22 protein-coding genes are annotated in these 24,026 nt (G+C 68.6%); 11 read left to right on the forward strand and 11 right to left on the reverse strand.

Annotation, left to right across the window (positions count from 1 at the left end; all coding sequences use genetic code 11):
• Positions 1-6: 6 nt before the first annotated feature.
• Together W7S_RS24175 and W7S_RS24180 are read right to left on the reverse strand one after the other, a co-directional pair.
• On the reverse strand, positions 7-480 hold the full coding sequence (locus tag W7S_RS24175; protein ID WP_008261822.1) for a DUF309 domain-containing protein: 474 nt from the start codon (positions 478-480) through the stop codon (positions 7-9).
• Positions 481-498: 18 nt separating this feature from the next.
• Positions 499-2,148, reverse strand: coding sequence for an acetolactate synthase large subunit (locus tag W7S_RS24180; protein ID WP_008261824.1), 1,650 nt, complete (start codon positions 2,146-2,148; stop codon positions 499-501).
• An 80-nt stretch (positions 2,149-2,228) separates the two neighbouring features.
• On the opposite strand from W7S_RS24180, the gene W7S_RS24185 reads away from it, so the two are divergent.
• Entirely contained in the window at positions 2,229-3,647 is a 1,419-nt protein-coding gene (locus tag W7S_RS24185) for an NADP-dependent succinic semialdehyde dehydrogenase (protein WP_036429637.1), read from the forward strand.
• A 4-nt stretch (positions 3,648-3,651) separates the two neighbouring features.
• Here the strand turns inward: W7S_RS24185 and W7S_RS24190 are convergent, their stop codons facing one another.
• The 3 genes from W7S_RS24190 to W7S_RS24200 all read right to left on the reverse strand — a co-directional run bounded on the left by W7S_RS24190 (position 3,652) and on the right by W7S_RS24200 (position 7,175).
• The gene (locus tag W7S_RS24190; protein ID WP_008261828.1) at positions 3,652-4,593 is read right to left on the reverse strand and encodes a R2-like ligand-binding oxidase; all 942 of its coding nucleotides are present in this window, start codon (positions 4,591-4,593) and stop codon (positions 3,652-3,654) included.
• Positions 4,590-5,276, reverse strand: coding sequence for a TetR/AcrR family transcriptional regulator (locus W7S_RS24195; protein ID WP_008261830.1), 687 nt, complete (start codon positions 5,274-5,276; stop codon positions 4,590-4,592). Before W7S_RS24195 ends, W7S_RS24190 begins: the two co-directional genes overlap by 4 nt.
• A gap of 189 nt (positions 5,277-5,465) precedes the next feature.
• On the reverse strand, positions 5,466-7,175 hold the full coding sequence (locus W7S_RS24200; RefSeq protein ID WP_008261831.1) for an acyl-CoA dehydrogenase family protein: 1,710 nt from the start codon (positions 7,173-7,175) through the stop codon (positions 5,466-5,468).
• 124 nt (positions 7,176-7,299) lie between these two features.
• Between W7S_RS24200 and W7S_RS24205 the strand changes: the two genes are divergently transcribed.
• The 4 genes from W7S_RS24205 to W7S_RS24220 all read left to right on the forward strand — a co-directional run bounded on the left by W7S_RS24205 (position 7,300) and on the right by W7S_RS24220 (position 12,134).
• A complete protein-coding gene (locus W7S_RS24205; RefSeq protein ID WP_008261832.1) occupies positions 7,300-8,280 on the forward strand; it encodes a phosphotriesterase in 981 nt (326 codons plus the stop codon).
• Entirely contained in the window at positions 8,273-9,754 is a 1,482-nt protein-coding gene (locus W7S_RS24210) for an AMP-binding protein (protein WP_008261833.1), read from the forward strand. Before W7S_RS24205 ends, W7S_RS24210 begins: the two co-directional genes overlap by 8 nt.
• Before the next feature lie 192 nt (positions 9,755-9,946).
• Positions 9,947-10,969 carry a methyltransferase gene (locus tag W7S_RS24215; protein WP_014712501.1) on the forward strand — a complete coding sequence of 341 codons (1,023 nt, stop codon included), beginning with the start codon at positions 9,947-9,949 and terminating at the stop codon, positions 10,967-10,969.
• Positions 10,970-11,048: 79 nt separating this feature from the next.
• Positions 11,049-12,134, forward strand: coding sequence for an IS630 family transposase (locus W7S_RS24220; RefSeq protein ID WP_036429555.1), 1,086 nt, complete (start codon positions 11,049-11,051; stop codon positions 12,132-12,134).
• Between the two features lie 17 nt (positions 12,135-12,151).
• Here W7S_RS24220 and W7S_RS24225 read toward each other — a convergent pair whose 3' ends face one another.
• Together W7S_RS24225 and W7S_RS24230 are read right to left on the reverse strand one after the other, a co-directional pair.
• The gene (locus W7S_RS24225; protein WP_014712502.1) at positions 12,152-12,532 is read right to left on the reverse strand and encodes a hypothetical protein; all 381 of its coding nucleotides are present in this window, start codon (positions 12,530-12,532) and stop codon (positions 12,152-12,154) included.
• A 148-nt stretch (positions 12,533-12,680) separates the two neighbouring features.
• Positions 12,681-13,916 (reverse strand): acyltransferase, encoded by a 1,236-nt coding sequence (locus tag W7S_RS24230; protein WP_085976464.1) that lies wholly within the window; start codon positions 13,914-13,916, stop codon positions 12,681-12,683.
• A gap of 119 nt (positions 13,917-14,035) precedes the next feature.
• Here W7S_RS24230 and W7S_RS24235 point away from each other — a divergent pair, with 119 nt between their 5' ends.
• Both W7S_RS24235 and W7S_RS24240 read left to right on the forward strand, forming a co-directional pair.
• Entirely contained in the window at positions 14,036-15,349 is a 1,314-nt protein-coding gene (locus tag W7S_RS24235; protein ID WP_014712504.1) for a DUF3068 domain-containing protein, read from the forward strand.
• Positions 15,350-15,369: 20 nt separating this feature from the next.
• The gene (locus W7S_RS24240; RefSeq protein ID WP_014712505.1) at positions 15,370-17,091 is read left to right on the forward strand and encodes a hypothetical protein; all 1,722 of its coding nucleotides are present in this window, start codon (positions 15,370-15,372) and stop codon (positions 17,089-17,091) included.
• On the opposite strand, the gene W7S_RS24245 is transcribed toward W7S_RS24240, so the two are convergent.
• From W7S_RS24245 to W7S_RS24255, 3 genes are read right to left on the reverse strand one after another with little or no spacing between them, the layout of a single operon-like run.
• On the reverse strand, positions 17,071-18,237 hold the full coding sequence (locus tag W7S_RS24245; protein ID WP_014712506.1) for a glycosyltransferase family 4 protein: 1,167 nt from the start codon (positions 18,235-18,237) through the stop codon (positions 17,071-17,073). The genes W7S_RS24240 and W7S_RS24245 overlap by 21 nt on opposite strands.
• Before the next feature lie 47 nt (positions 18,238-18,284).
• Positions 18,285-18,896 (reverse strand): DedA family protein, encoded by a 612-nt coding sequence (locus W7S_RS24250; protein ID WP_014712507.1) that lies wholly within the window; start codon positions 18,894-18,896, stop codon positions 18,285-18,287.
• A 41-nt stretch (positions 18,897-18,937) separates the two neighbouring features.
• On the reverse strand, positions 18,938-20,167 hold the full coding sequence (locus tag W7S_RS24255) for a TerC family protein (protein WP_014712508.1): 1,230 nt from the start codon (positions 20,165-20,167) through the stop codon (positions 18,938-18,940).
• Positions 20,168-20,284: 117 nt separating this feature from the next.
• Here W7S_RS24255 and W7S_RS24260 point away from each other — a divergent pair, with 117 nt between their 5' ends.
• The 4 genes from W7S_RS24260 to W7S_RS24270 all read left to right on the forward strand — a co-directional run bounded on the left by W7S_RS24260 (position 20,285) and on the right by W7S_RS24270 (position 23,708).
• Positions 20,285-21,055 (forward strand): class I SAM-dependent methyltransferase, encoded by a 771-nt coding sequence (locus W7S_RS24260; protein WP_014712509.1) that lies wholly within the window; start codon positions 20,285-20,287, stop codon positions 21,053-21,055.
• A gap of 103 nt (positions 21,056-21,158) precedes the next feature.
• Positions 21,159-22,637, forward strand: a complete 1,479-nt coding sequence (locus W7S_RS24265; RefSeq protein ID WP_014712510.1) for an aldehyde dehydrogenase — start codon at positions 21,159-21,161, stop codon at positions 22,635-22,637.
• A 277-nt stretch (positions 22,638-22,914) separates the two neighbouring features.
• On the forward strand, positions 22,915-23,046 hold the full coding sequence (locus tag W7S_RS27730; RefSeq protein WP_014381414.1) for a hypothetical protein: 132 nt from the start codon (positions 22,915-22,917) through the stop codon (positions 23,044-23,046).
• Complete coding sequence (locus W7S_RS24270) at positions 23,043-23,708, forward strand: TetR/AcrR family transcriptional regulator (protein ID WP_172417544.1); 666 nt, start codon at positions 23,043-23,045, stop codon at positions 23,706-23,708. Before W7S_RS27730 ends, W7S_RS24270 begins: the two co-directional genes overlap by 4 nt.
• Positions 23,709-23,713: 5 nt before the next feature.
• Here W7S_RS24270 and W7S_RS24275 read toward each other — a convergent pair whose 3' ends face one another.
• Entirely contained in the window at positions 23,714-24,010 is a 297-nt protein-coding gene (locus W7S_RS24275; RefSeq protein ID WP_008261847.1) for a hypothetical protein, read from the reverse strand.
• Positions 24,011-24,026 lie beyond the last annotated feature (16 nt).

The following is a 24,026-nucleotide window of genomic DNA, read 5'->3' on the forward strand; positions in this document are numbered from 1 at the left end:
GCCATTTCAGGCCGTCAGGCGGGGCCGTAGCCGCGATGCGGTGATATCCGCCCCGGCGGCGAGGGCGTCGATCAGCGCATCGGCGAAGTCCACCAGCCCGGCCGCATCAACGGCGTGCGGCGCCGGCCGATCCTGCTGCGCCAGATGGGCGCGGGCACGGCTGAGCAGCGTGGTCGCACCCTTGACGTTGCCACGCTGCGCGTGGGTGATCCCCACCGCGAGCTGCGTCAGGCCTTGCCACAGGGCCTGCTCGTCGGCCGGTCCGTTCTTCCAGGCGGCCTCGAGCACCTCATGGGCGTTGAAGGCGAGGCCTCGGTCCAGCAGATCCTGGGCGTATGCCAGCGTCTCGACCGGCGCCAGCGCCAGGTCGTCCGGAATGCGTGGAACGCCTTCGCTGCCCGGCGGCAGGGGCCGGCCCAGGGCGTCGCGGGGTCGGGCGCTGCGCGGCCGGCCCGATTCGTCGCGATCACGCTCGGTCATCGGCAATGGATTCCCGAATCACAGCGTTTCGTCCAGCTCGCCGAGCCGGTCGGTCAGCCGCAGGTTCTCCGAGTAGTCGACCGGGCAGCTGATCAACGAGACGCCCTCGTCGTCGAGCGCGGCGCGCAGCGTCGGGAGCAGTTCGTCGGCATGAGTGATCCGATATCCCTTGGCGCCGAAGCTTTCCGCGTACGTCACCACGTCCGGGTTGTTGAATTTCACGTAGTAGTGCGCCCCGAGTTCGAGATCCATCTTCCATTCGATGAGGCCGTACCCGCCGTCCTCCCAGATCAGCACGACCAGCGGTATCCGCTCGCGCACGGCGGTCTCGATCTCCTGCGAGTTCATCAGGAACGCGCCGTCGCCGACGACGGCCAGCACCTTGGACTCCGGCTGCGCCAGCTTGACGCCGAGCGCCCCGGGAAGGGCGAAGCTCATGGTGGACAGGCCGTTTGAGATCAGGCAGGTGTTCTTTTCGTACGTCGGGTAGAGCCGGGCCATCCACATCTTGGTGGCGCCGGTGTCGACCAGGACGACGTCGCTGCGGCCCAGCGCCGCGCGGGTGTCGGCGACCACCCGCGCCGGCGCCAGCGGGTAGCGCGAATCCTGTTGCCCCCGGGCGAATTCCTCGGCGAGCAGGCCCGACCCGGGCACGTCGGCGGCGTGGCTGAAGCTGTGACCGGACAGCGCGTCGGTGAGGGCGTTCAGCGAATCGCTGATGTCCCCGATGATCCCCACGTCGACCGAGTAGTGCGCGTCGACCTCGGCGGGGAACCGGTGAATGTGGATGATCTTCTTATCGGCCTGGGGGTTGATGCGGACCGGGTCGAATTCCTGCAACTCGTAGCCGACGGCGATGACGACGTCGGCGTTGTCGAACCCGAAGTTGACGTAGTCGTGCCGCATGAAGCCCAGCGTGCCGATGCTGTTGCGGTGGTCGTCGGGCATGACGCCCTTGCCGTGGAAGGTGTTGGCCACCTGGATGCCGAACTCGTCGGAGAAGCGCACCAGGGCTTTGGTGGCGTCGGCGCGCGCGGCGCCGTGCCCGGCCAGCACCACCGGGCGCTTGGCGTTGCGCAGGATTGCGACGGCGCGTTCCACCTGGCGGGGCGCCGGAGCGTCGGGGCGCACGACGTTGCGCGGCAACGGCCCCAGGTCGGAATAGTCGGCGGCATCTGCATCTATGTGCTCGGGCACCGCGAGATAGACCGCGGCCGGGCGTTCGGACTCGGCGAGCTTGAACGCCTTGCGCACCATCTCCGGGATGGCGCGCGGGGTCGGGATGCCGGCCGCCCACCGGGTGATCGGGGCGAACATCGACACCAGGTCGACGTATTGGTGCGACTCCTTGAATTCCCGGTCGTGGCCCACCTGCGCGGAGATGGCGACCAGCGGGGTGCTGTTGGTGGTGGCGTCGGCGACGCCGAGCTGCATGTTGATCGCGCCGGGCCCCAGGGTGGCCGACACCACCGCCGCCCGGCCGGTGACCCGGCCGTACATCTCGGCCATGAAGGACGCGGCCTGTTCGTGCCGGGTGAGCACGTAGCGGATGGGCGACGCCGCCAGCGCCTGCACGAATCGGATGTTCTCCTCGCCGGGCACCCCGAACACGACGGAAACACCCTCGTTTTCCAGGCACTTGACGATCAACTCGGCGGCTCTGCTCATCCGGCACCTCCCTTGAAGGAACGATAGTGGCAGGGTGGGTGTTGGACTTTTCAGCTACTCATCCGATGAAGGAGGGCCAGGTGCCCATCGCCACCATTAACCCGGCTACCGGCGAGACAGTGAAAACCTTCACCCCGGCCACCGATCAAGAAGTCGATGCCGCGATCGCCCGTGCCTACGAACGCTTCCTCGACTACCGCCACAACACCACGTTTGCCCAGCGCGCGGGGTGGGCAAACGCCACCGCCGACCTGCTGGAAGCGGAGGCCGACGACGTCGCCGCCATGATGACGCTGGAGATGGGCAAGACCCTGAAATCGGCCAAGGCCGAGGTGTTGAAGTGCGCCAAGGGTTTTCGCTACTACGCCGAGCACGCCGAGCAGCTGCTCGCCGACGAGCCGGCCGACGCCAAGGCGGTGGGCGCGAAGAAGGCCTACATCCGCTATCAACCGCTCGGCGTCGTGCTGGCGGTGATGCCGTGGAACTTCCCGCTGTGGCAGGCCGTGCGGTTCGCCGCCCCGGCGCTGATGGCCGGCAACGTCGGGATCCTCAAGCACGCCTCGAACGTCCCCCAGAGCGCGCTGTATCTTTCCGACGTCATCACCCGCGGGGGCTTCCCCGAGGGCTGCTTCCAGACCCTGCTGGTCTCCTCCAGCGCCGTCGAGCGCATCCTGCGCGACCCGCGCGTCGCGGCGGCCACCCTGACCGGTAGCGAGCCGGCCGGCCAGTCGGTGGCGGCCATCGCCGGCGACGAGATCAAACCGACGGTGCTCGAGCTCGGCGGCAGCGACCCGTTCATCGTGATGCCCTCGGCGGACCTGGACGAGGCCGCCAAGACCGCGGTCACCGCCCGGGTGCAGAACAACGGCCAATCCTGCATCGCCGCAAAGCGGTTCATCGTCCACACCGACATCTACGACGCGTTCGTCGACAAGTTCACCGAGCGCATGGCCGCGCTCACCGTCGGCGACCCGACCGACCCCGACACCGACGTGGGCCCGCTGGCCACCGAGTCCGGCCGCGACGAGATCGCCAAGCAGGTCGACGACGCCGCCGCCGCGGGCGCCACCATCCGCCTCGGCGGCAAGCCCATCGACGGGCCGGGCTGGTTCTACCCACCGACGGTGGTCACCGACATCACCAAGGACATGGGCCTCTACACCGAAGAGGTGTTCGGCCCCGTCGCGTCGATGTACCGCGCCAAAGACATCGACGAGGCCATCGAGATCGCGAACGCCACCACGTTCGGCCTGGGGTCCAACGCCTGGACCAACGACGAGGCCGAGCAGCAGCGCTTCATCGACGACATCGAGGCCGGCCAGGTCTTCATCAACGGGATGACGGTGTCCTACCCCGAGCTGGGGTTCGGCGGCGTCAAACGGTCCGGCTACGGACGCGAACTCGCGGGCCTGGGCATCCGCGCGTTCGTCAACGCCAAGACCGTCTGGGTCGGCGAATCCGAAAGCGGCTCCTCGTCGGGCGACGACAAGGTCGAGTGAGCTGCTAGGCCGACGCGCCCGCCAGCGCCTTTTCGTCCTCGTCGGCGAACGTGTCCTCGAGCTGCAGCGGCGAGTAGTCCAGGTCGATCTCGCCGAGCGGCCGGCCGCGGGCGCTGGAGATGGTGCCGAACCGCCGCATCCCCTTGTCGGAGGCGTAGGCCATGAACTCGTCGACCGACAGGCCGAAGGGCATCGGGTCGTAGAGGGCGAAGCCCTCCTCGATCAGCCGCAGCCCGAGCGGCATGAGTTCGTTCATGCGCGTTTCGAAGACGCCCCAGTTGGCGTCGTCGGCGGCCACGTGGCGACGGCACGTGAAGGTGCCCCACGCCATGTGGCGGCGCTCGTCGTCGCCGATCCGCCGGACCAGCTCCTGCATGCCGGGCAGGATGCCGCGCTCCACGCAGATCTTGTGCCAGCCGAAGTAGCCGGTCAGCGCCAGCATGCCCTCGACCATGTGGTTGTAGGTCACCGACGCCCGCACCTGGGCGGCCGGCGACGGATCGAGCGTCAGCGCGTTCAGACACTCCGGCAGTTCCTCGTAGAAGATGGTGCGGTAGGTCGGGACGTCGTCGAGGAAGTAGTGCAGGTCCTCGGTGATGCCCACGGCGTCGAGCCACATGCGGAACACCTGGACGTGCTTGGCTTCCTCGAAGGCGAACTGCGTCAGGTACATCTCGTCACCCAGCCGGCCTTCGGCCCGCATCGCGGCCATGAACGGCTGGATGTCCTGGGTCACCGATTCCTCGCCGGCGATGAACTCGGCGCACAACCGCGTCGCATAGCTGCGTTCGTCGTCGGTGAGGCGCTCCCAGTCCTCCCGGTCGCGGGAAAAGTCGATGTCGGCCGGATTCCAGAATTTCGCGTTGCCGCCCGCAAACAGCTTGAGCGGCAAGCTGTCCCAGTTGAGGCCGCCCTCGGCCATCGAGGCGATTCGGGTTCGATTCATGAGACCTCCTCAGATCGTTGGGGGGCTGAATTGACGGAGGAGTCCTCCGAGAACGCCGCGGCCAGCACGCCGACGAGCCTGCGCACGGCCAGCGCCGGCTGCTCGGGGGTGGGCTCGTCGAGCCCGAGGACCGGGTCCAGCCCGCGCATGTAGGGCGCCAGCGCCAGGTGCGGAAAGATCAACAGCAGCAACGACAACAGCGCGTCGGTGTCCGACTCGGCGCGCAGGTCGCCGCGCACGTGCGCGTCGCGGACCAGCGGGCGCATCACTTCCAGGTAGTGGCGGTGGATGACGTTCTGCACGCTGACGCGGGCCTCGGTGTCGACTTCGAGGGTCGCCGCGGCGTGCAGCGCGCGCTCGTGCGGGTGGTCGGCAAAGTAGGCCACCCAGGCGTCAAGCCAGTCGGTCAGGAACTCGAAGAAGGGCCGGCTCGGGTCGAGTTCGCGGATGCGCCCCTCCATGTAGGCCCGCACCCGCTGGCTGGCGATGTCGGCGATGAACGCGTACAGGTCGCGCTTGTCGGCGAAGTACTGGAACAGGCTGCCCTTGGCGACGCCCGCGCGGCGCGCGATGACGTTGAGGCTGCCGCGGGAGAAGCCGTGCGCCCCGAATTCCGCCTCCGCGGCTTCGATGATCGCGGCGCGACGAGCGGGGTCGACGCGCGCCCAGGTGACCGTCGGCAATGCTGGCTCCTCGCTTCGATGACCACTGGTCATACTACGGTGACCTGCGTCACAGTCAAGGGGTGTCGGGTCTCGGGTGTCGGGTCTCGGGTCCAGCCGCCCCGCCGAGTGCCCGGCGGCCCGGGCGCTCGAATCCCAACGCCCGGCCGGCCGGGCGCTCGGCGAGCGAACTTCAGGGGCGCAACGAACCTAGGGGCGCATCTGGTAGGCGCCGCTGAGCGGAAGGACGTGCTCCTTCCAGATCTGCGCGTACCGCGACGGGTCGTGGACCGGGCGGCGGATCATCCGCATCGCGTAGCGTGCCTGGGCGTCCGTCGTCGCGGGCTTGTCGCTCAGCTCCACGGCGTAGGCGTTGAAGTCGCGGACCAGCACGGCGAAGATCTCGTCGAGCAATCCCTCGTCGATGCTCTTGTCGGAGCCCGAGAGCCCGGCCTCCTCCAAGATGAGCTGGGCGTAGGGCACCGTGGCGAACAGTTGACCGACGGCGAACGCGAAGTCGATGTCCTTCTGCTGCGCGGCATCCGGAGTGGCGCTGGCCAGCATCTCGGCGAGCACGTCGACCTGCGAGCGCAGCAGCGCGACGTTGGGCAGGTGGCCGAAGCTCTCGAACGGCGCGCGCCAGTCGTGGAAGCGCACCTTGCCCAGGCCGCCCGTCGGGCCCTGGTCGAACAGGAACGAGTCGTCGGCCGCGTCGTCGCGGCGCGGAAGCACCGGCAATTCGGTGCTGGGCGCGAACAGGAAGTTGGGCATGAACTTGCCCAGCAGCCCGATGTTGATGTGGACGGTGCCCTCCAGCCGGGGCAGCAGGCCGATCTCCCGGGTCATCGCCTCGAAGATGGTGTCCTTCTCCACGCCCTTGGCGGCGATGACGTCCCACAGCGCGGTGATGACGCGCTCGCCCTCGCTGGTGATCTTGGCCTTGGTGAGCGGGCTGTACAGCAGGTAGCGGCGGTCGGTGCCCGACGCGCTGCGCATGTAGTCGCAGGCGCGCGTGGCGACCATCCGCATCGCGACCAGCCGCGCATACGCGTCGGTGAGCAGTCGCCGCACATGCGTGAAGTCGGTGACGACGGTCCCGTACAGGATGCGGTTGGACGCGTGGGTGACCGCCTCGTACATCGCGTGGGTACACATGCCGACCGCGCCCCAGCCGAGGTTGTACTTGCAGACGTTGACGGTGTTGAGCGCGGCGTGGAAGGCCTCCGTGCCGCGGTGCAGGATGTCGGCCTCGGTCACCGGGTAGTCGCGCAGCGCGTAGTTGGCGACGTAATTCTGCGAGTTCACCACGTTCTTGATCAGGTCGTAGCGCTCGTGCTGGGAGTCGGCGGCGAAGAACACGTACTCGTTGGTGCCGGCGAACTTGCCGAAGGTGGAGACCATCCGGGCGACGTTGGCGTTGCCGATGTAGTACTTCTCCCCATTGGCGACCCAGCCCCCGTCGGAGGGCGCCAGGTTCATGTCGGTCTGGTAGACGTCGGCACCGTGCGTCCGCTCCGACAGGCCGAACGCGAACACCTCGCCGGCCTCGAGCAACCCGGCGGCCTTGCGCTTGGCGTCGGCGTTGGCGCTCATCCAGATCGGGCCCAGGCCCAGGGCGGTGACCTGGAAGGGGTACCAGTAGTTGAGCCCGTAGAAGCCGACGATCTCGGCGAACGCGCTGATCCGGTAGGTGTCCCAGCGGCAATCGTCGACCCCGTAGTCCGAGGGCGTCAGCAGCGACGCGAAGATGCGCTCGCGGCCGATGTGGTCCAAAAACTCGGAGTACCAGACCCGTTCGTGGTCGTCGGACTTCAACCGCGCCTTGCCCCGGGACTCGAAGAAGTCCACCGTCGAGGCCATGATCTCCGCGGAGCGGCGGTCCGGGTACTGGCGTTGCAGGTGATTGGGATTGAGCAACATGGCGGGACTCCCAGCGGTTCTCGACGCAGACGAGGGTGACGGTACTGCAACGGCGCGGCCGTCGGGGCGCACCGGAACAAAACGACCCTGTTCGTCACGTGCCCGTCGACCTAGCATCAGTGGCGTGTCAGAACTCAATACCGCCCGCGGGTCCATCGACACCGCCGCACTGGGCGTCACGCTCATGCATGAGCACGTGTTCATCATGACCACCGAGATCGCCGAGAACTATCCCGAAGCCTGGGGCGACGAAGAACGGCGGGTGGCCGACGCCATCGACCGGCTCAACGAGCTCAAGGCCCGCGGCGTGGACACCATCGTCGACCTCACGGTGATCGGCCTGGGCCGCTACATCCCGCGCATCGCCCGCGTCGCGGCGGCCACCGAGCTGAATATCGTTGTGGCGACCGGGCTTTACACCTACAACGACGTGCCGTTCCGGTTCCACTACGAGGGCCCCGGCGGGCTGCTGGGCGGCCCGGAGATCATGACCGAGATGTTCGTCCGCGACATCGAGCAGGGCATCGCCGACACCGGCATCAAGGCCGGAATCCTCAAGTGCGCCACCGACGAGCCCGGCATCACCCCCGGCGTCGAGCGGGTGCTGCGCGCCGTCGCCCAGGCGCACAAACGCACCGGGGTGCCGATCTCCACGCACACCCACGCCGGACTGCGACGCGGCCTCGAGCAGCAACGCATCTTCGAGGAGGAGGGCGTCGACCTGACCCGGGTGGTGATCGGCCATTCCGGCGACAGCACCGACATCGGCTACCTCGAGGAGTTGATCTCCGCCGGCTCCTACCTCGGCATGGATCGGTTCGGCCTCGACGTGATCTCGCCGTTCGAGGAGCGGGTGCGGATCGTGGCGGAGATGTGCGAGCGTGGGCACGCCGACAGGATGGTGCTCTCCCACGACGCCAACTGCTACTTCGACGCGCTCCCCGAAGAGCTGGTGCCGCAGATGGCCCCGAACTGGCATTACCTGCACATCCACAACGACGTCATCCCCGCGCTCAAGGAGCGCGGCGTCACCGACGAGCAGCTGCACACCATGCTGGTCGACAATCCGCGCCGCATCTTCGAGCGTCAGGGTGGCTATGAGTGAGCCGGTCCCGCCGATCGGCACCCAGATTTCGCAGCTAGCCCAACTCGCCCCCGACGAGCCGGCCGTCACCTGTGACGGGGTGACCCTGACCCGGGCCGAGCTCGACCGCTCGACGAATCGATTGGCCCGGGCCTACGCCGAGCGGGGCGTGGGTGTCGGCGACTACGTGACCATGGTGCTGCCGAACTCGATCGAGTGGATCCAGGCCGCCGTGGCCTGCTGGAAGCTGGGCGCGGTGCCCCAGCCGCTGTCGGCTCGGCTGCCCGACGCGGAGTTGGCGGGCCTGCTCGAATTGCGGCCACCGGCCTTGTTGGTGGGGCGTGATCATGTCGAATTCCCCTGTGTGCCAGCGGGTTTCGTGCCCAATCCGGCGCTGCCGGACGGCGCGCTGCCCGAGGCGGTGTCGCCGGTGTGGAAGGCGATGGGATCCGGCGGCAGCACCGGGCGGCCCAAGCTGATCGAATCCGGCGGCGACAGCCGGATACCGCCGCTGATCGGCTACCCGCTGGGCGCCCAGGAGGGCGACACCACGCTGGTGCCGGTGCCGCTGAGCCACAACACGGGCTTCACCACGGCCACCATCGCCCTGCTGATGCGCCATCACCTGGTGCTGATGAGCCGGTTCGATCCGGTTCAGTTCCTCCGGCTGATCACCGATCATCGCGTCACGTTCCTGACGACGGTGCCGACGATCATGCAGCGGACGCTGCCGGTCTATCACGCCGACCCCGGCTCCTACGACCTGTCCTCGCTGCGGCGGTTCTGGCACCTGGGGGCGCCGTGCCCGCCGGCCATCAAGCAGGCGTGGATCGACCTGCTGGGCCCGGAGAAAGTGTGGGAACTCTACGGCGGCACCGAATTACAGGCGCTGACCTTCATCTCCGGCGACCAGTGGCTGGCGCACCGGGGTTCGGTGGGCGTGGTCGTCGCCGGCGAGATGAAGGTGCTCGACGACGACGGCAACCCGTGCCCGCCCGGTGTGGTCGGCGAGATCTACATGCGGCCCGGGCCCGACAGCGCGCCCACCTACCGCTACGTCGGCGCCACGGCGAAAAGCCGCGACGGCTGGGACTCGCTGGGCGACCTCGGGTATTTCGACGACGACGGCTTCCTGTACCTGTCGGACCGCCGCGTCGACATGTTCACCGTCGGCGGCCGCAACGTCTACCCCGCCGAGATCGAGAACGCGCTGTCGGCGCACCCGGAGGTGTTGTCGTGTCTGGTCGTCGGAGTTCCGCACGGGGACCTGGGCCAGGTGCCCTACGCCCTGGTGCACACGGCCGACGGCTCCACCCTGGATTCCGTTGGCGTGCAGGCTTTCCTGCGCGAACACCTGGCGGCGTACAAGGTTCCACCCGGCCCCGACTTCATTGAATTCGTCGACACCCCGTTGCGTGACGACGCCGGCAAGGCCCGCCGCTCGGCGGTCCGGGACCGGATCCTGCAACGGCTTCAGACCGCGGAAGCCCGCTGACCCGACACCTTCGAAATCGACGGCAAGCCACCCGATATGAGGCGGCGGGGGGCGCTCGAGAGCAAGAAGTGATACTTGTCGAGTCCTGTCATCACCGGGTAATGGAGAACGATGCCGCCTAAGTCACCGACATCGACCCCGAAACTGCCGCCCGCCCGGGTGGCTCGCGCGGTCGAACGAGTCCGTCATCACGTGGGGCGGCTACACCAGCGACTGGCGCCTCCGCCGATCGCGGTCATCGATCTCATCTTCGGAGCCTTTCTGTCGCAGGCCATCTCGGCATCCGCGCAGCTGGGTATCGCCGACGCGCTGGCCGCGGGCCCGCTGACCAAGGAGGAACTGGCGGGGCGCATCGGGGCCGACCCGGACAGCGTGGCGCGGCTGATGCGGTTGCTGATCAGCCGCGGCGTGTTTCGCAGGCGCCGCGACGGCCGTTTCGCACTGAACGCGCTGGCCGACACGTTGCGCACCGATTCGCCGGTCTCGACGCGTGGGGCCGCCCTGCTATTCGGCTCGCCGCAGCACCGGGCGAACTGGACGCGGCTGGCCGACGCGGTGCGCACCGGAGAGCCGAACCCCTCAAAAGTGTTCGGTAAGGACTTCTTCGACTATCTCCGCGACGACCCGGAGTTCGCGGAGATCTTCAACAGCGCCATGACCTCCACGTCGTCGGTGCTGGAGGCGGCGGTGGTCGCCGCCTACGACTTCACCCAATTCGGTGTCATCGCCGACATCGGTGGCGGCCACGGCCGGTTACTGTCGTCGATTCTCACCGCCGCCCCCGATGCCCGCGGCGTGCTGTTCGACCTCCCCGAGGCAGTCGACGGGGCGCAACCGGTGTTGACCGCGCACGGTGTCGCCCACCGAGTCACTGTGACGGGCGGGTCGTTCTTCGAAAGCGTGCCGGCCGCTGACGCCTATGTGATGAAGAACGTCATCCACGACTGGCCCGATGACACGGCCATCGCGATCCTGGGCACCATCAAAGCCGCGGCCCCTCCGGGCGCGACGCTGCTGCTGCTGGAGATGGTCGTCCCCGATCACGACCGCGAATTCCTGGGCCACTACGCCGATATGGAGATGCTCGTAATGGCGGGCGCACTGGAACGCAGCCTCACGCAGTGGACCGACCTACTCCGACAGGGCGGATTCCGACTGCAGCGCGTGGTGCAGACGGCAGGCCCGCTCTGCGTCATCGAAGCCGTGCCCAGCTAGCGGTGTGTCATGCCAGTAGCACCAGCAGACGTCTAGTGTCGTGAGTCGTTAATCCGCATCCGGATAGTAGACTTGGCCTGTGCCGGGTCCGATTGCTGTGCCTGTGGTGTTGTCCGATGAAGAACGCGATCAGTTGCGGGGATGGGCGCGCCGCCCGAAGAGCGCCCAGGCGCTGGCCCTGAGGTCACGGATCGTGCTTGCCTGCGAAGGGGATTCGAGTAATACCGCGATAGCACACGATCTGGGTATCACGCGGGGAATGGTGACCAAGTGGCGCAATCGATTCGCCACCGATCGCCTCGACGGGTTGCTCGACGAGCCGCGGCCGGGTCGGCCCCGGGTGGTCGGTGATGAGCGGATCGAAGCGTTGATCACCGCGACGCTGGAGACCGCGCCGCTCGATGCCACGCACTGGTCGACGCGGTCGATGGCCCAACATTTGGGGTTGAGCCAGTCGATGGTGTCGCGGGTGTGGCGGGCGTTCGGATTGGCTCCGCACAAACAGGATTCGTGGAAACTTTCCAAGGACCCGTTATTTGTCGACAAGGTGCGTGACGTCGTCGGGTTGTATCTGAACCCGCCCGAACGTGCGGTCGTGCTCTGCGTGGACGAGAAGACTCAGATCCAGGCGCTCAACCGCACCGCACCGGTGTTCCCGATGCTGCCCGGCACCCCGGCGCGGGCCAGCCACGACTATGTGCGCCACGGCACATCGAGCCTGTATGCCGCCCTGGATCTGGCCACCGGCCAGGTCATCGGCGCGCTGCACTCGCGTCACCGCGCCCAGGAATTTCTGGCCTTCCTGAAAAAGATCGACGCCGAAGTCCCCGCCGACCTCGACTGCCACGTCGTGCTGGACAACGCCTCCACGCACAAGACGCCCCAGGTCAAACGCTGGCTGACCGCCCATCCACGGTTCGTCCTGCACTTCACCCCGACCAGCTCGTCCTGGCTCAACCTCGTCGAGCGCTGGTTCGCCGAACTGACCACCAAGAAACTGCGCCGCGGCACCCACACCTCGGTACGCCAACTCAACACCGACATCCGCGCCTGGATCCAAAACTGGAACGACAACCCGCGCCCCTACGTCTGGACCAAAACCGCCGACCAAATCCTCGAATCCGTCGCCAACTACTGCAAGCGAATTAACGACTCGCGACACTAGGTGGACACCGATAGACGTCAGGCCGCCAACCCGTCGTACACCTTCTTGTAGTACGACGACAGCAATCGTGGTCCGGCGAACCGCATCATCGCGACAGCGATCAGGCCGGTCAGATTCGCCGAGGTCTGTTCCCACACGCCGTGCACGGAACTGCCACCCCCGGGCCTGGGCGTGGCTTCGAGCGTCATGAAGCTGCCCGGCGCCTGCGCATCGCTTTCGACGACCGTCAGTGTGACCGAATTCGGCTTCGTCCAGTCGTAGTGCCATGTGGCCCACACCTTCGGAAAGTCTTGGCCCTCGCGCACGTCGGCCTCGGTCTCGCCGACGTGATACACCTCGAACGCCTTGGCCGACAATGCCGGCCAGCGGTGCGGCCGGTTGGGCGAGAAATCGGTCATGAGTTCGACGACCCCATGAGGCGATGCCGTTGTCAAGTCGAAGTCGAATCTCGTGCGCACCCCGACGAACGTATCAGCCTGTCAGCGCCGGTGAACCTGCCCTTCGGTTGGCGCTGACGCGCTGGAAACGATAGACGGACCGCAGCGGCTAGGGCGCGATCGCGTCCGCCTCCGCATCGACGGCCTGCGCGGAATCTGCGGGTCGCTCGCGTTTCTCCCAGCGCCGCAAGGCTTCTCGGCAGGGCGACTCCACCAGCGCGTAGCTGACGGCGGCGATCGCGAACCCGAAGACCAGGGTCAGCACCAACACCGTCGGCATGTTGCCGGTGAACGGGAACGTCCCGACGACCGGAAACACCATGGCCAGCGCGGCCAGGTGCCAGATGAACAGGCCGTAGGACCAGCGGCCCAGGGTGACCATCGCGGCGGTCCCCAAGATCCGGTGCGGCGTGTCGAGCCGGTCCAGCACCAGCGGCGCGACCAACGCGAAGGCCACCAGCGCGCCCATGGCGGTCTTCACCGCGAACTGCGCGGGCGTGCCGGGCACCAGACCCTCCGGGCCGGCCACTGGCGACGCCGCGACCAGGTAGGCCGCCGCCGCGACGACGGCCATCACCAGGCGGTGGTGCGCGATGCGGTGCGGGAACCCGACGCCGCTGTGGACCCACTCGGCCAGCAGCATGCCGGCGGCGAACCAGGAGAAGAACGCCGGCGGCCAGTTGAGCGGGTTGACGCCCTCGGCCGCGTGGCCCGGCACCCAGCCCCACGCCCAGCTCAGGGCGCCCAGCGTGGCGATCGCCGGCACCCGCGCGCGCACCGGGAGCCGGCGGGCCAGCAGCGCGAGCACCGGCAGCGCCAGATAGAAGCTGACCTCGACCGACAGGCTCCACATCTGGGTCAGCCCGCCGGTCAGCGTGAGCGGCACATAGATCTGAGTGAGCGTCAGGTTGGCCAGCCACACCGTCGGGCTGGCGTGGTCGGCGTCGGGCAGCAGCGTCAGGATCACCACGACCGCCACCACGTAAGCGGGCATGATGCGCACGACCCTGGACCGCAGATAATGGGCGGTGGCCGGGCGGGGGCCCAGATCCCTTGCCGCCCCGGCATGTCCGCGCCAGAGCAGAAACCCCGACAGCGCGAAGAACACCGCGACGGCGAGGTCGAACCGGCCGAACAGCCGGCCGGAGGCGCCGCTGGAGTGCCCGGTCTGGAAGGCGACGTGGGTGACCACCACGCCCATCGCCGCGCAGGCGCGCATCCCTTCCACCGCCGGCAGGAAGCTGCGCACCCCGCCCACCCGCTGGTCGTCGCCCACCACCACAGTGTGCCCGTGCTGGGTTGCCCGGCGAATGGGTACACCCGAAGGACCCGCCCGCACGAGCATCAGGTTCGTAAGCCGCCGCCTTACTTTCTGCTGTTAGGGTCAAACGAGTTTGCCCCGGGCTGCTCGCTCGGGTCGGGTCGCGGCTGAGAAATGCAAGGACATGAGGAGGGCACAGCGACGTGAACCGAGCAGTCATGTTGCGGTTCGCCGCATGCGGGATCATCGGACTCGGAGCCGCCCTGCTGATCGCCGCGCTGCTGTTGTCGACGTACACCACCAGCAGGATCACCAAGGTCCCCCTGGACCTCGACGCCACGCTGGTCGGCGACGGCACCGGGACGGCGCTGGACTCCGCGTCGTTGTCCACCGACCACGTCGTCGTCAACCAGAACGTGCCGCTGGTCTCCCAGCAGCAGATCAGCGTCGAGTCGCCCGCCAACGCCGACGTGGTCACCCTGCAGGTCGGAAGTTCGTTGCGGCGCACGGACAAGCAGAAGGACAGCGGGCTGCTGCTGGCGATCGTCGACACCGTCACGCTCAACCGCAAGACCGCGCTGGCCGTCTCCGACGACACCCACACCGGCGGCTCGGTCCAGAAGCCGCGCGCCGTCAACGACGAGAACCCGCCCACGGCGATGCCGCTGCGGCACGACGGGCTGTCGTACCGGTTCCCGTTCCACACCGAGAAGAAGACCTATCCCTACTTCGATCCGATCGCCCAGAAGCCGTTCGACGTCAACTACGACACCGAGGAAGACGTCAACGGGCTGACCACCTACAAGTTCACGCAGAACGTCGGCTACAACGCCGACGGCAAGCTGGTGGCCCCGGTGGCGTACCCGTCGCTGCTGGCCGGCAACGAGGACGCCAAGCAGACCACGTCGGCGTCGATGTGGGGCGTCCAGGGCGGCGATCCGAACGAACAGATCACCATGACCCGCTACTACGCGGCGCAGCGCACGTTCTGGGTGGACCCGGTGTCGGGCACCATCGTCAAGCAGACCGAGCACGCCGACCACTACTTCGCCCGGGACCCGCTCAAGCCGGAGCTCACGCTGGCCGACTACAAGGTCACCTCGAACGAGGACACCGTCGAATCCCAGGTCAACGCGGCCCGCGACGAGCGCGACCGGCTGGCGCTGTGGTCGCGGGTGCTGCCGATCACGTTCACCGCGGTGGGGCTGATCGCGCTGGTCGGCGGCGGGCTGCTCGCCTCGTTCAGCCTGCGCAGCGAGAGCGCGTTGACCGACCCCGGACTGGATCGCGGCGATCAGGACTTCTTCGGCCGCAGCGGCCTCGAGGAGCCGGTGCCCGGGGCCGAGGCCGAGACGGAGAAGCTGCCCACCCAGCGTCCCGATCTGCGCCAGGAGCCCGGCGGCGATCCGCCCGGCTCGGCCGGCTCACCCGGGGCCCCCGGACCGTCCGGCCCCGACGAGCCCACCGAGGCCGGGCCCACCGAGTCGAATCCGCCCGGCCCGCACGACCGCGAATAGCCGGCCCGGATGCGGTAACCGTGCGCTGGACCCGACCCGGGTACGCACTGGTCCTGGCGCTGCTGGTGGTCGGGCCGCTGCTGGCCCCGGGGTACCTGCTGCTGCGTGACGCCGTCTCGACGCCGCGGTCATACCTGTCCGACACCGCCCTGGGGTTGACCTCGGCGCCGCGCGCCACCCCCCAGGATTTCGCGGTGGCGCTCGCCTCGCATGTGGTCGACGGCGGCATCGTGGTCAAAGCGCTGCTCGTGGTGGGGTTGTGGCTGGCGGGCTGGGGCGCGGCCCGGCTCGTCGAGGTGGCCCTGCCGCCTGCGGGCGCGCCCGGGCAGTTCGTCGCGATCACGCTGGCGATCTGGAATCCCTATGTCGCCGAACGTCTTCTGCAGGGCCATTGGAGCCTGCTGGTCGGCTACGGCTGCCTGCCCTGGGTGGCGACGGCCATGCTGACGTTGCGCGCGGGATCCGGCTCGTTCTTCGGGCTGGCCTTCTGGATCGCGCTGGCCGGTCTGACCCCGACCGGGCTGCTGTTGGCCGCGACGGTGGCGCTGGTCTGCGTGGCCGCCCCGGGTGACGGCACGGCCGGGCCCTGGCCGCGCCGGTGGTGCGCCGCGGCGGCCCTCGGCGTCGCGGTGGTGGCCGCGCTGCCGTGGTTGGTCGCGTCGGCGCTGGGCGCTTCGCTGACCGCCCACACCGCGGCGAACCGGCTGGGGGTCGAGGCGTTCGCGGCGCGCGCCGAGCCCGGCCTGGGCACGCTCGCCAGCCTGGCCAGCCTCGGCGGAATCTGGAACGGCGACGCCGTACCCGCTTCGCGCGCCACGCTTTTCGCCGTGTCCTCGGCCGTGGTGCTGCTCGGGATCGTGGCGGCGGGCCTGCCGGCGGTCGCCCGCCGTCCGGTGGCGGTTCCGCTGCTGGTGCTGGCTGCGGTGTCGGTGCTGGTTCCCGCGGCGCTGGCCACCGGGCCGGGCCTGCATCTGCTGGGCGCGGTGGTCGACGCCGTGCCCGGGTTCGGCGTGCTGCGCGACGGGCAGAAGTGGGTGGCGCTCGCCGTGCCCGGCTACAGCCTGGCGGGCGCCGGCGCGGTGGTGACGTTGCGACGGTGGGTGCCGCCCCCGGCGGACGTTGCGGCGGCGCTGGTCTGCTGCCTGGCGCTGCTGCTGGCGCTGCCCGATCTGGCCTGGGGTGTGGGGGGCAAGGTGTCGCCGGTGCACTATCCGCGCGGCTGGGCCGCCGTCGCCGCGGCGATCAACGCACAACCGGCCGCGGTCGCGGTGTTGCCGGCCGGGACGATGCGTCTCTTCTTCTGGTCGGGGGCCGCGCCGGTGCTGGACCCGCTGCCGCGCTGGGTCCGTGCCGAGGTGCTGACCAGCGGCGACCTGGTGATCTCGGGGACCAGCATTCCCGGCGAGGGGGCGCACGCCCGGGCCGTGCAGGAGCTGCTGCTGACCGGACCAGACCCGTCGGCCCTGGCCGCGGCCGGTGTGGGCTGGCTGGTGGTGGAATCGGGCAGCGCCGGCGACATGGGGGCGGCCGCCCGCACGCTGGGCGCGCTGGCGCCGGTCCACCGGGACAACGAGATCGCGCTCTATCGGATCGGCGGCCAGAGCGCCGGGGTGCCCGCCGATCGCCGGACGGCGACGACGATCGCCCATCTGGCGTGGCTGGCGCTGCTGATCATGGGCGGTGCCGGCGCGGGGATCGGAGCGTGGCGGCGCCGAACCCGGTCAACCCCGCCCGGTGACTAGGCCGTTGACCGTGCGGCCGGATTGCACCGCTTCCAGCACGCTGCGCATCGCGTCGGCGCTTTGCGTCCAGGAGAATTCGCCGCATCGGGTGTGCGCCTTGATGCCCAGTTGGTCGCGCAGCACCGGATCGGCGAGCAGTTCTTCGAGCCGGTCCACCAGCTCGGCATGGGTGTCGACCAAGATCCCGGTCACCTCGTCGACGATCGAGTCCGACAGGCCGCCCGAGGATCGATAGCCGATGGTCGGCACCCCGTGCTGGGCCGCCTCGACGACCGCCAGACCCCAGCCCTCCTTGCGTGAGGGCAGCACGTGTACCCAAGCCCCTTGCAGCACATGGTGTTTGGTCACGTCGTCGACGTGACCGTGGAACGTCACCGCCGAACTAATGCCGAGCCGCCCCACATGCTCGACGAGCCGCCCGCGCCACCAGCCATCGCCGACGATGTCGAGGTGCAGACCCGGTATCCGCGGCAGCAGCCGCGCCACCGCTTCCAGCGCGTCCTCGATCTGCTTGTGCGGAACCAGCCGTGACAGCACGACCACCCGCGGCGCGGCCGCACGCGGGCCCGACAACGATTGCCCCGGCGCCCGATCCAGGCCGTTGCGCACCACCGCGATCTGGGCGCCGTCGACACCCAAGGCGACCAGGTCGCGCGCGGACGGCAGCGACACCGTCACGTATTGGTTGCGCCGGTTCAGCCGCGGCGAGAGCGTCGACTCGACGAACCAGCCGAGCCGGCCGAGCACCGGTCCGGCCACCGGCCACTGCTGGCGGTGGCAATGGTGCACCAGCACCACCACGCGGCGGCCGTAGACCAGCCGGGCCAGGAAGGGCAGGCCGTTCTGGGTGTCGACGACCACGTCGGGCCGCACCCTCCGTAGCGGACCCAACCCGAGCCGGGCCATCGCCATCGCCAGCAACGCCCAGACGTACACCGAATAACGGCCACCGGCGCGGTCGATCCGCACACCGTCGACGATTTCGCGGCGCGCCGCGCCCGGATAGCGGGCGGTGCGCAGCGTGACGTCGGTCCCCGATGCGGCCAGCTGGGCACCGATGCGCTGCAGATAGGCTTCGCTACCGCCGCCCTGCGGGTGCCCGGTATCGCGCCAGCACAGCAGCAGGACCGAGCGCAGAGCAGACATCACCGGTCAGCCTAATGGGAATCGGTCGGTGCGCCATGGCGAGGCCGCTAGGGCCGCGCCGGCGCCTGCCGGCGGGCCCGTCGGCGCAGCCATCGGATCAGTTCGATGACTCCGGCCAGCGCCAGCGCCACCGCGAACGACACCGCGAACGCCGCAATCGTGTTGTCGGCAAAGGTGTTGCCGCCGATGTAGCCGATCATCGTGTTGAGCGTCGCCCACACGACGGCGCCGATTGCGTCGAACACCACGAACTGGCGGTAGGGAAAATCCAGCACGCCGCAGGCGATGGTGGTGGCCGTCCGGCCCCCGGGGAGGAACCGCGCCACGATCACCAGCGGGCCACCGTGGCGGTCCAATTCCCGATGCGCCCAGTCCAGGCTCCGCTTCCCCTTCTCGCCGCGGGTGATCCAGCGGCGGGCCCAATCGTCGGCCGAGTGACCGATCGCGTACGCGAGGTTGTCGCCGACGAACGCGCCGATGGCCGCCATGACGATCACCCAGCCCAGCAGCATCGAGCCGTTGGCCGCGAGGATTCCCCCGGTGAGCAGTGCCGTCTCGCTCGGCAACAGGGGAAGGATAGCGTCGAAAGTGCAGGAGGCCAGGATCAGCGGATACGCCCACCACGAGTTGCCGAGCGCGTCAAGCAGGGAGTCGAACACTAGAGCGCAACCCTACACAGCGCGCGCCGGCGGCCGACTTCTCAGGAGGTCAGGCCCATCCTGACGAACGGCTCGGCCTCGCCGCGGCCGACGGCTTCGTCGTGCTTGGCGGCCGCGCGGTCGAACAGGTCGATCAGGGCCGGCTCGTCGCGGACCAGCTGGCGGTACTTGGGACCGAGCGCGAGGATCTGGTCGCGCTCGTCCAGCAGCTTGCGGAAGATGCGCTCGCGTTCGCCCGCGTCGTGGGTGTATTCGGAGTCGAGGTAGGCCGTCGCGTGCCGCCGGGCGCCGGCGATGGCCGTCCGGGCCTTGCCCATGGGGCTCAGCAACGAGGCCACGACGGTGACGACCAGAACGCCGACAATCACGGCCAGCGACAGGTAGGTGCTGATCTCGACCAGCGAGACCGGCTCGCCGTCGTTGATGAAGGGGACGTTGTTCTCGTGCAGCGCATGCAGGATCAGCTTGACGCCGATGAAGCCCAGGATCGCCCCGAGGCCGTACGAGAGGTAGACCAGCCGGTCCAGCAGGCCCTCGATGAGGAAGTACAGCTGGCGCAGGCCCAGCAGCGAGAAGGCCGTCGCGGTGAACACGATGTAGACGTTCTGGGTGAGGCCGAAGATCGCCGGGATCGAGTCGAGCGCGAAGAAGATGTCCGTTCCACCGATGGCCACCATGACCAGCAGCATCGGCGTCATCGCGCGCCGGCCATCCACCATCGTGAACAACCTGTCGCCGTCATAGTGCTCGGTGGTGTGCAGGACCTTCTTCGCGATCCGGATGACGACGTTGTCGGCCTTGCGGGATTCCTCGCGCTCGTCGGGCCGCAGCACGCCGCCGGCCGCGAGCAACAGGATCAGCCCGAACAGGTAGAAGACCCATGCGAACGTGTTGATCAGCGTGGCGCCGAGAAAGATGAAGCCGGTCCGCGCGATCAGCGAGAAGACGATCCCGAACAGCAGCACCTTCTGCTGATCCTCGCGCGGCACCCGGAAGCTGACCATGATCATCAAAAAGACGAACAGGTTGTCGACCGAGAGCGCCTTCTCGGTGACGTACCCGGCGAAGTATTCCGGGCCCTCCTCGTGTCCTCCGAACGCGAGCAGCCCGACGCCGAACAACAGCGCGATGCCGACGTAGGCCACCGACCACAGCGCGGCCTCCCGCAGCGTCGGGGCGTGCGCCTTGCGGACATGGAAGAAGAAGTCGAAGGCCAACAGCCCGACGATGGCCAAGACGGTCAGGGCCCACACCCAATCGGGAACATCCATTTCGCTGCCTGAGCCACCTTCGTCGGAGCCGTCGTCTGGGTCTTCGTCGCTTCCGTACCCTCTTTGCCGCCACACTATGTGTGCGCCCGGTTGCGCGCCCGGCCGTAGGGTTGGCCGGTGGCCGTGACCGACCTCTTCGCTCGCCGGGCGACGCTGGCCCGCTCGGTGCGGTTGCTGTCGGAGTTTCGCTACGAGCAGACCGATCCCGCCCGCTTCTACGGCGCGCTGGCCGCCGACACCGTGGCGATGGTGAGCGACCTGTGGTGGGCCGCCCACGCGGACTCCCCCGCCGGCCGCACGCTGCTCGACGTCGGCGGCGGGCCGGGCTACTTCGCGACGGCCTTCGCCCGCGCCGGGCTCGACTACGTCGGCGTCGAGCCCGACCCGGGCGAGATGCACGCGGCCGGACCCGCCGACGCGGCGGCCGGGGGAAGCTTCGTGCGCGCGTCGGGCATGGCGCTGCCGTTCGCCGACGATTCGGTGGACATCTGCCTGTCGTCCAACGTCGCCGAACACGTGCCGCGGCCCTGGCAACTCGGCGCCGAGATGCTGCGAGTGACCCGGCCCGGCGGGCTGGCCGTGCTGTCCTACACGGTCTGGCTGGGCCCGTTCGGCGGACACGAGATGGGCCTGACCCACTACCTGGGGGGCGAGCGCGCCGCGGCGCGCTACGCGCGTAAGCACGGCCATCCCGCCAAAAACAACTACGGGTCGTCGTTGTTCGAGGTGTCGGCGGCCGACGGCCTGACGTGGGCCGCGAACACCGGCGCCGCGCTGGCCGCATTTCCCCGCTACCACCCGCGATGGGCGTGGTGGCTGACGGGCGTGCCGGTGCTGCGCGAGTTCCTGGTGAGCAATCTGGTGCTGGTCCTGCAACCCCAAGAGTGAAACGTGTTCTCGTTTTGCCCTGGCTTGGGTAGGGTGGCGCGCATGCCCGCCGACGACGATGACAGGGCAGTGCGATCTGAACAAGCAGGAGGAGTGGCGGAAGATGACAGACGCTAAGACCGAATACGACAAGCTTTTCATCGGCGGCAAGTGGACGGAACCGTCGACCTCCGAGGTGATCGAGGTGACCTGTCCGGCCACCGGTGACTACGTCGGCAAGGTGCCGCTGGCCGCCGCGGCCGACGTCGACGCCGCCGTCGCCGCGGCCCGCGCGGCCTTCGACAACGGCCCGTGGCCGACCACGCCGCCGAAGGAGCGCGCCGCCGTCATCGCCAACGCGCTCAAGGTGATGGAGGAGCGCAAGGACCTGTTCACCCAGCTGCTCGCGGCCGAGACCGGCCAGCCTCCGACGAGCGTCGAAACGATGCACTGGATGAGCTCGATCGGGGCGCTGAACTTCTTCGCCGGCCCGGCCGTCGACCAGGTCAAGTGGAAAGAGGTCCGCACCGGCGGCTACGGGCAGAGCATCGTCCACCGCGAGCCGATCGGCGTGGTGGGCGCGATCGTGGCCTGGAACGTGCCGCTGTTTTTGGCGGTCAACAAGCTGGGCCCGGCGCTGCTGGCCGGCTGCACGGTGGTGCTCAAGCCGGCGGCCGAAACACCGCTGAGCGCAAACGCTTTGGCGGAGGCGTTCGCCGAGGCGGGGCTGCCCGAGGGCGTGCTGTCGGTGGTGCCCGGCGGGATCGAGACCGGGCAGGCGCTGACCTCCAACCCGGACGTCGACATCTTCTCCTTCACCGGCAGCTCGGCGGTGGGCAAGGAGATCGGCCGTCGCGCCGCCGACATGCTCAAGCCGTGCACCCTGGAGCTGGGCGGGAAGTCGGCGGCCATCGTCCTCGACGACGTCGACCTGCCTTCGGCGATCCCGATGCTGGTGTTCTCCGGGATCATGAACACCGGGCAGGCCTGCGTGGCCCAGACCCGCATCCTGGCTCCGCGCTCGCGGTACGACGAAATCGTGGACGCGGTAAGCACTTTCGTGCAGGCGCTGCCGGTGGGCCTGCCGTCGGACCCGGCCGCCCAGATCGGTTCGCTGATCTCGGAGAAGCAGCGGGCCCGGGTGGAGGGCTACATCGCCAAGGGCATCGAGGAGGGTGCGCGGCTGGTGTGCGGCGGCTCGCGCCCCGAGGGGCGCGAGGACCTAGCCGGCGGCTTCTTCGTGCAGCCGACGGTGTTCGCCGACGTCGACAACAAGATGACGATCGCCCAGGAGGAGATCTTCGGGCCGGTGCTCTCGATCATCCCCTACGACACCGAGGAGGATGCGATCAAGATCGCCAACGACTCGGTGTACGGGCTGGCCGGCAGCGTGTGGACCGCCGACGTGCAGCGGGGCATCGAGGTCTCGGAGAAGATCCGCACCGGGACGTACGCGATCAACTGGTACGCGTTCGACCCGTGCTGCCCGTTCGGCGGCTACAAGAACTCCGGCATCGGCCGCGAGAACGGACCCGAGGGCGTCGAGCACTTCACCCAGCAGAAGAGCGTGCTGATGCCGATGGGCCACACGATCGAAAGCTAAATCCCGCGTCGAACGTGCACGCAGGGCGAGATATCTGCCGATTTTTCGCCGTGGGTGCGCGTTCGGCGTTTGGGGGGCCGTCCCTGGCCGCGTTCTAGCGGTTATGCAATAGAGCATATTTTCGGCCGGTTCACGCGGCCGCAAGTGCGGACCGCCGCGCCGACGCGCCCTGTTTGTGCGGCGTACGTCACATTTCGCCTGAGAAATTGCTTAATTTACGGATGTCTTATATGGTTCTTAGCATAATCAAGGGCCGCACACAGGCCGGGAGAACACCATGTGGATCATTGAGCTCAACGTCGCCGGCTATCAATTCACCCGCGAGATGCCAGAGTTGCGGCGCCGGACATTCCGCTTCAGCCCGCGTCATATGCACTGGCCGGCGCTGCGCCACTCGCACGCTGCATGACGCCAGCCTCGGGAGGTACGACAGTGCCGACTATCGGTGACGCCCCGACGAAGCGCGGGGACACCCGGACAAAAATGCTGGCCAGCGCCGCCGAGGTGATGCGTGAGCGCGGCGCCGCGGGCGTGACGATCGACGCGGTGCTCGCCCGCAGTGGCGCCCCGCGTGGCTCGGTCTACTACCACTTTCCCGACGGGCGCAATCAGATCCTGACCGAAGCGCTGCGCTACTCCGGCGACTCCATCACCGCCCTGATCGACGACGCCGCCGGGCGCGGCGCCCGGGAGTTGTTGGCCGAGTTCGTCGGGTACTGGGAGCGGCTGCTCACCGAGGGCGGCTTCACCGCCGGCTGCCCGGTGGTGGCGGCGGCGATCGGGTGTTCCGACGGTGACGGGCCCAAGCTCTCCACCGAGGCCGGCGCGATCCTGGGCCGCTGGTGCACCGCGCTCACCCGCGCGTTCGTCAATGACGGCTTCGACGACGCTGACGCCGCGTCGCTGGCCGTGATGTCGATCTCCGCGCTGGAGGGCGCCATCGTCCTGTCGCGGTCGACCCGCAACGCAGGCCCACTACACCAAGTGGGTGAGCAGCTCGAATTCCTGATCAAGGCAAAGGAATTCGTTCTCCGGAACAAGATCCCGGGCAAGCCTGCCGGCTCGCAGTGACGTCGTCAGTCGCTCGCGGGTAGCGGCTTGACCTCTTTGAGGTGCAGCGCGGTCTGCCCGATGCTCAGGCTTCCGGCGCCGGGCTTGGTCACCAGCACCTCGGCGCCGGATTCGTCCACGTAGCGCTTGCCCATGACCGTGCCGTCGGAGAACGCCGGGTCCAGTTCGCCCGAGCGCTCGGCGCCCACCGGCACCATCGGCGCACCGCCACACCGCAGGTCGTCGAGGCTGTCCGCGCTTCTGACGACGATCACCTGGGTGTCGCATACCTGGCTGGCGAGACGAGTTCCGTTCTTGATCATTGATTTCCGTCCTTGA

Origin of the sequence: Mycobacterium sp. MOTT36Y, assembly GCF_000262165.1 — a bacterium.
Classification (GTDB): domain Bacteria; phylum Actinomycetota; class Actinomycetes; order Mycobacteriales; family Mycobacteriaceae; genus Mycobacterium; species Mycobacterium intracellulare.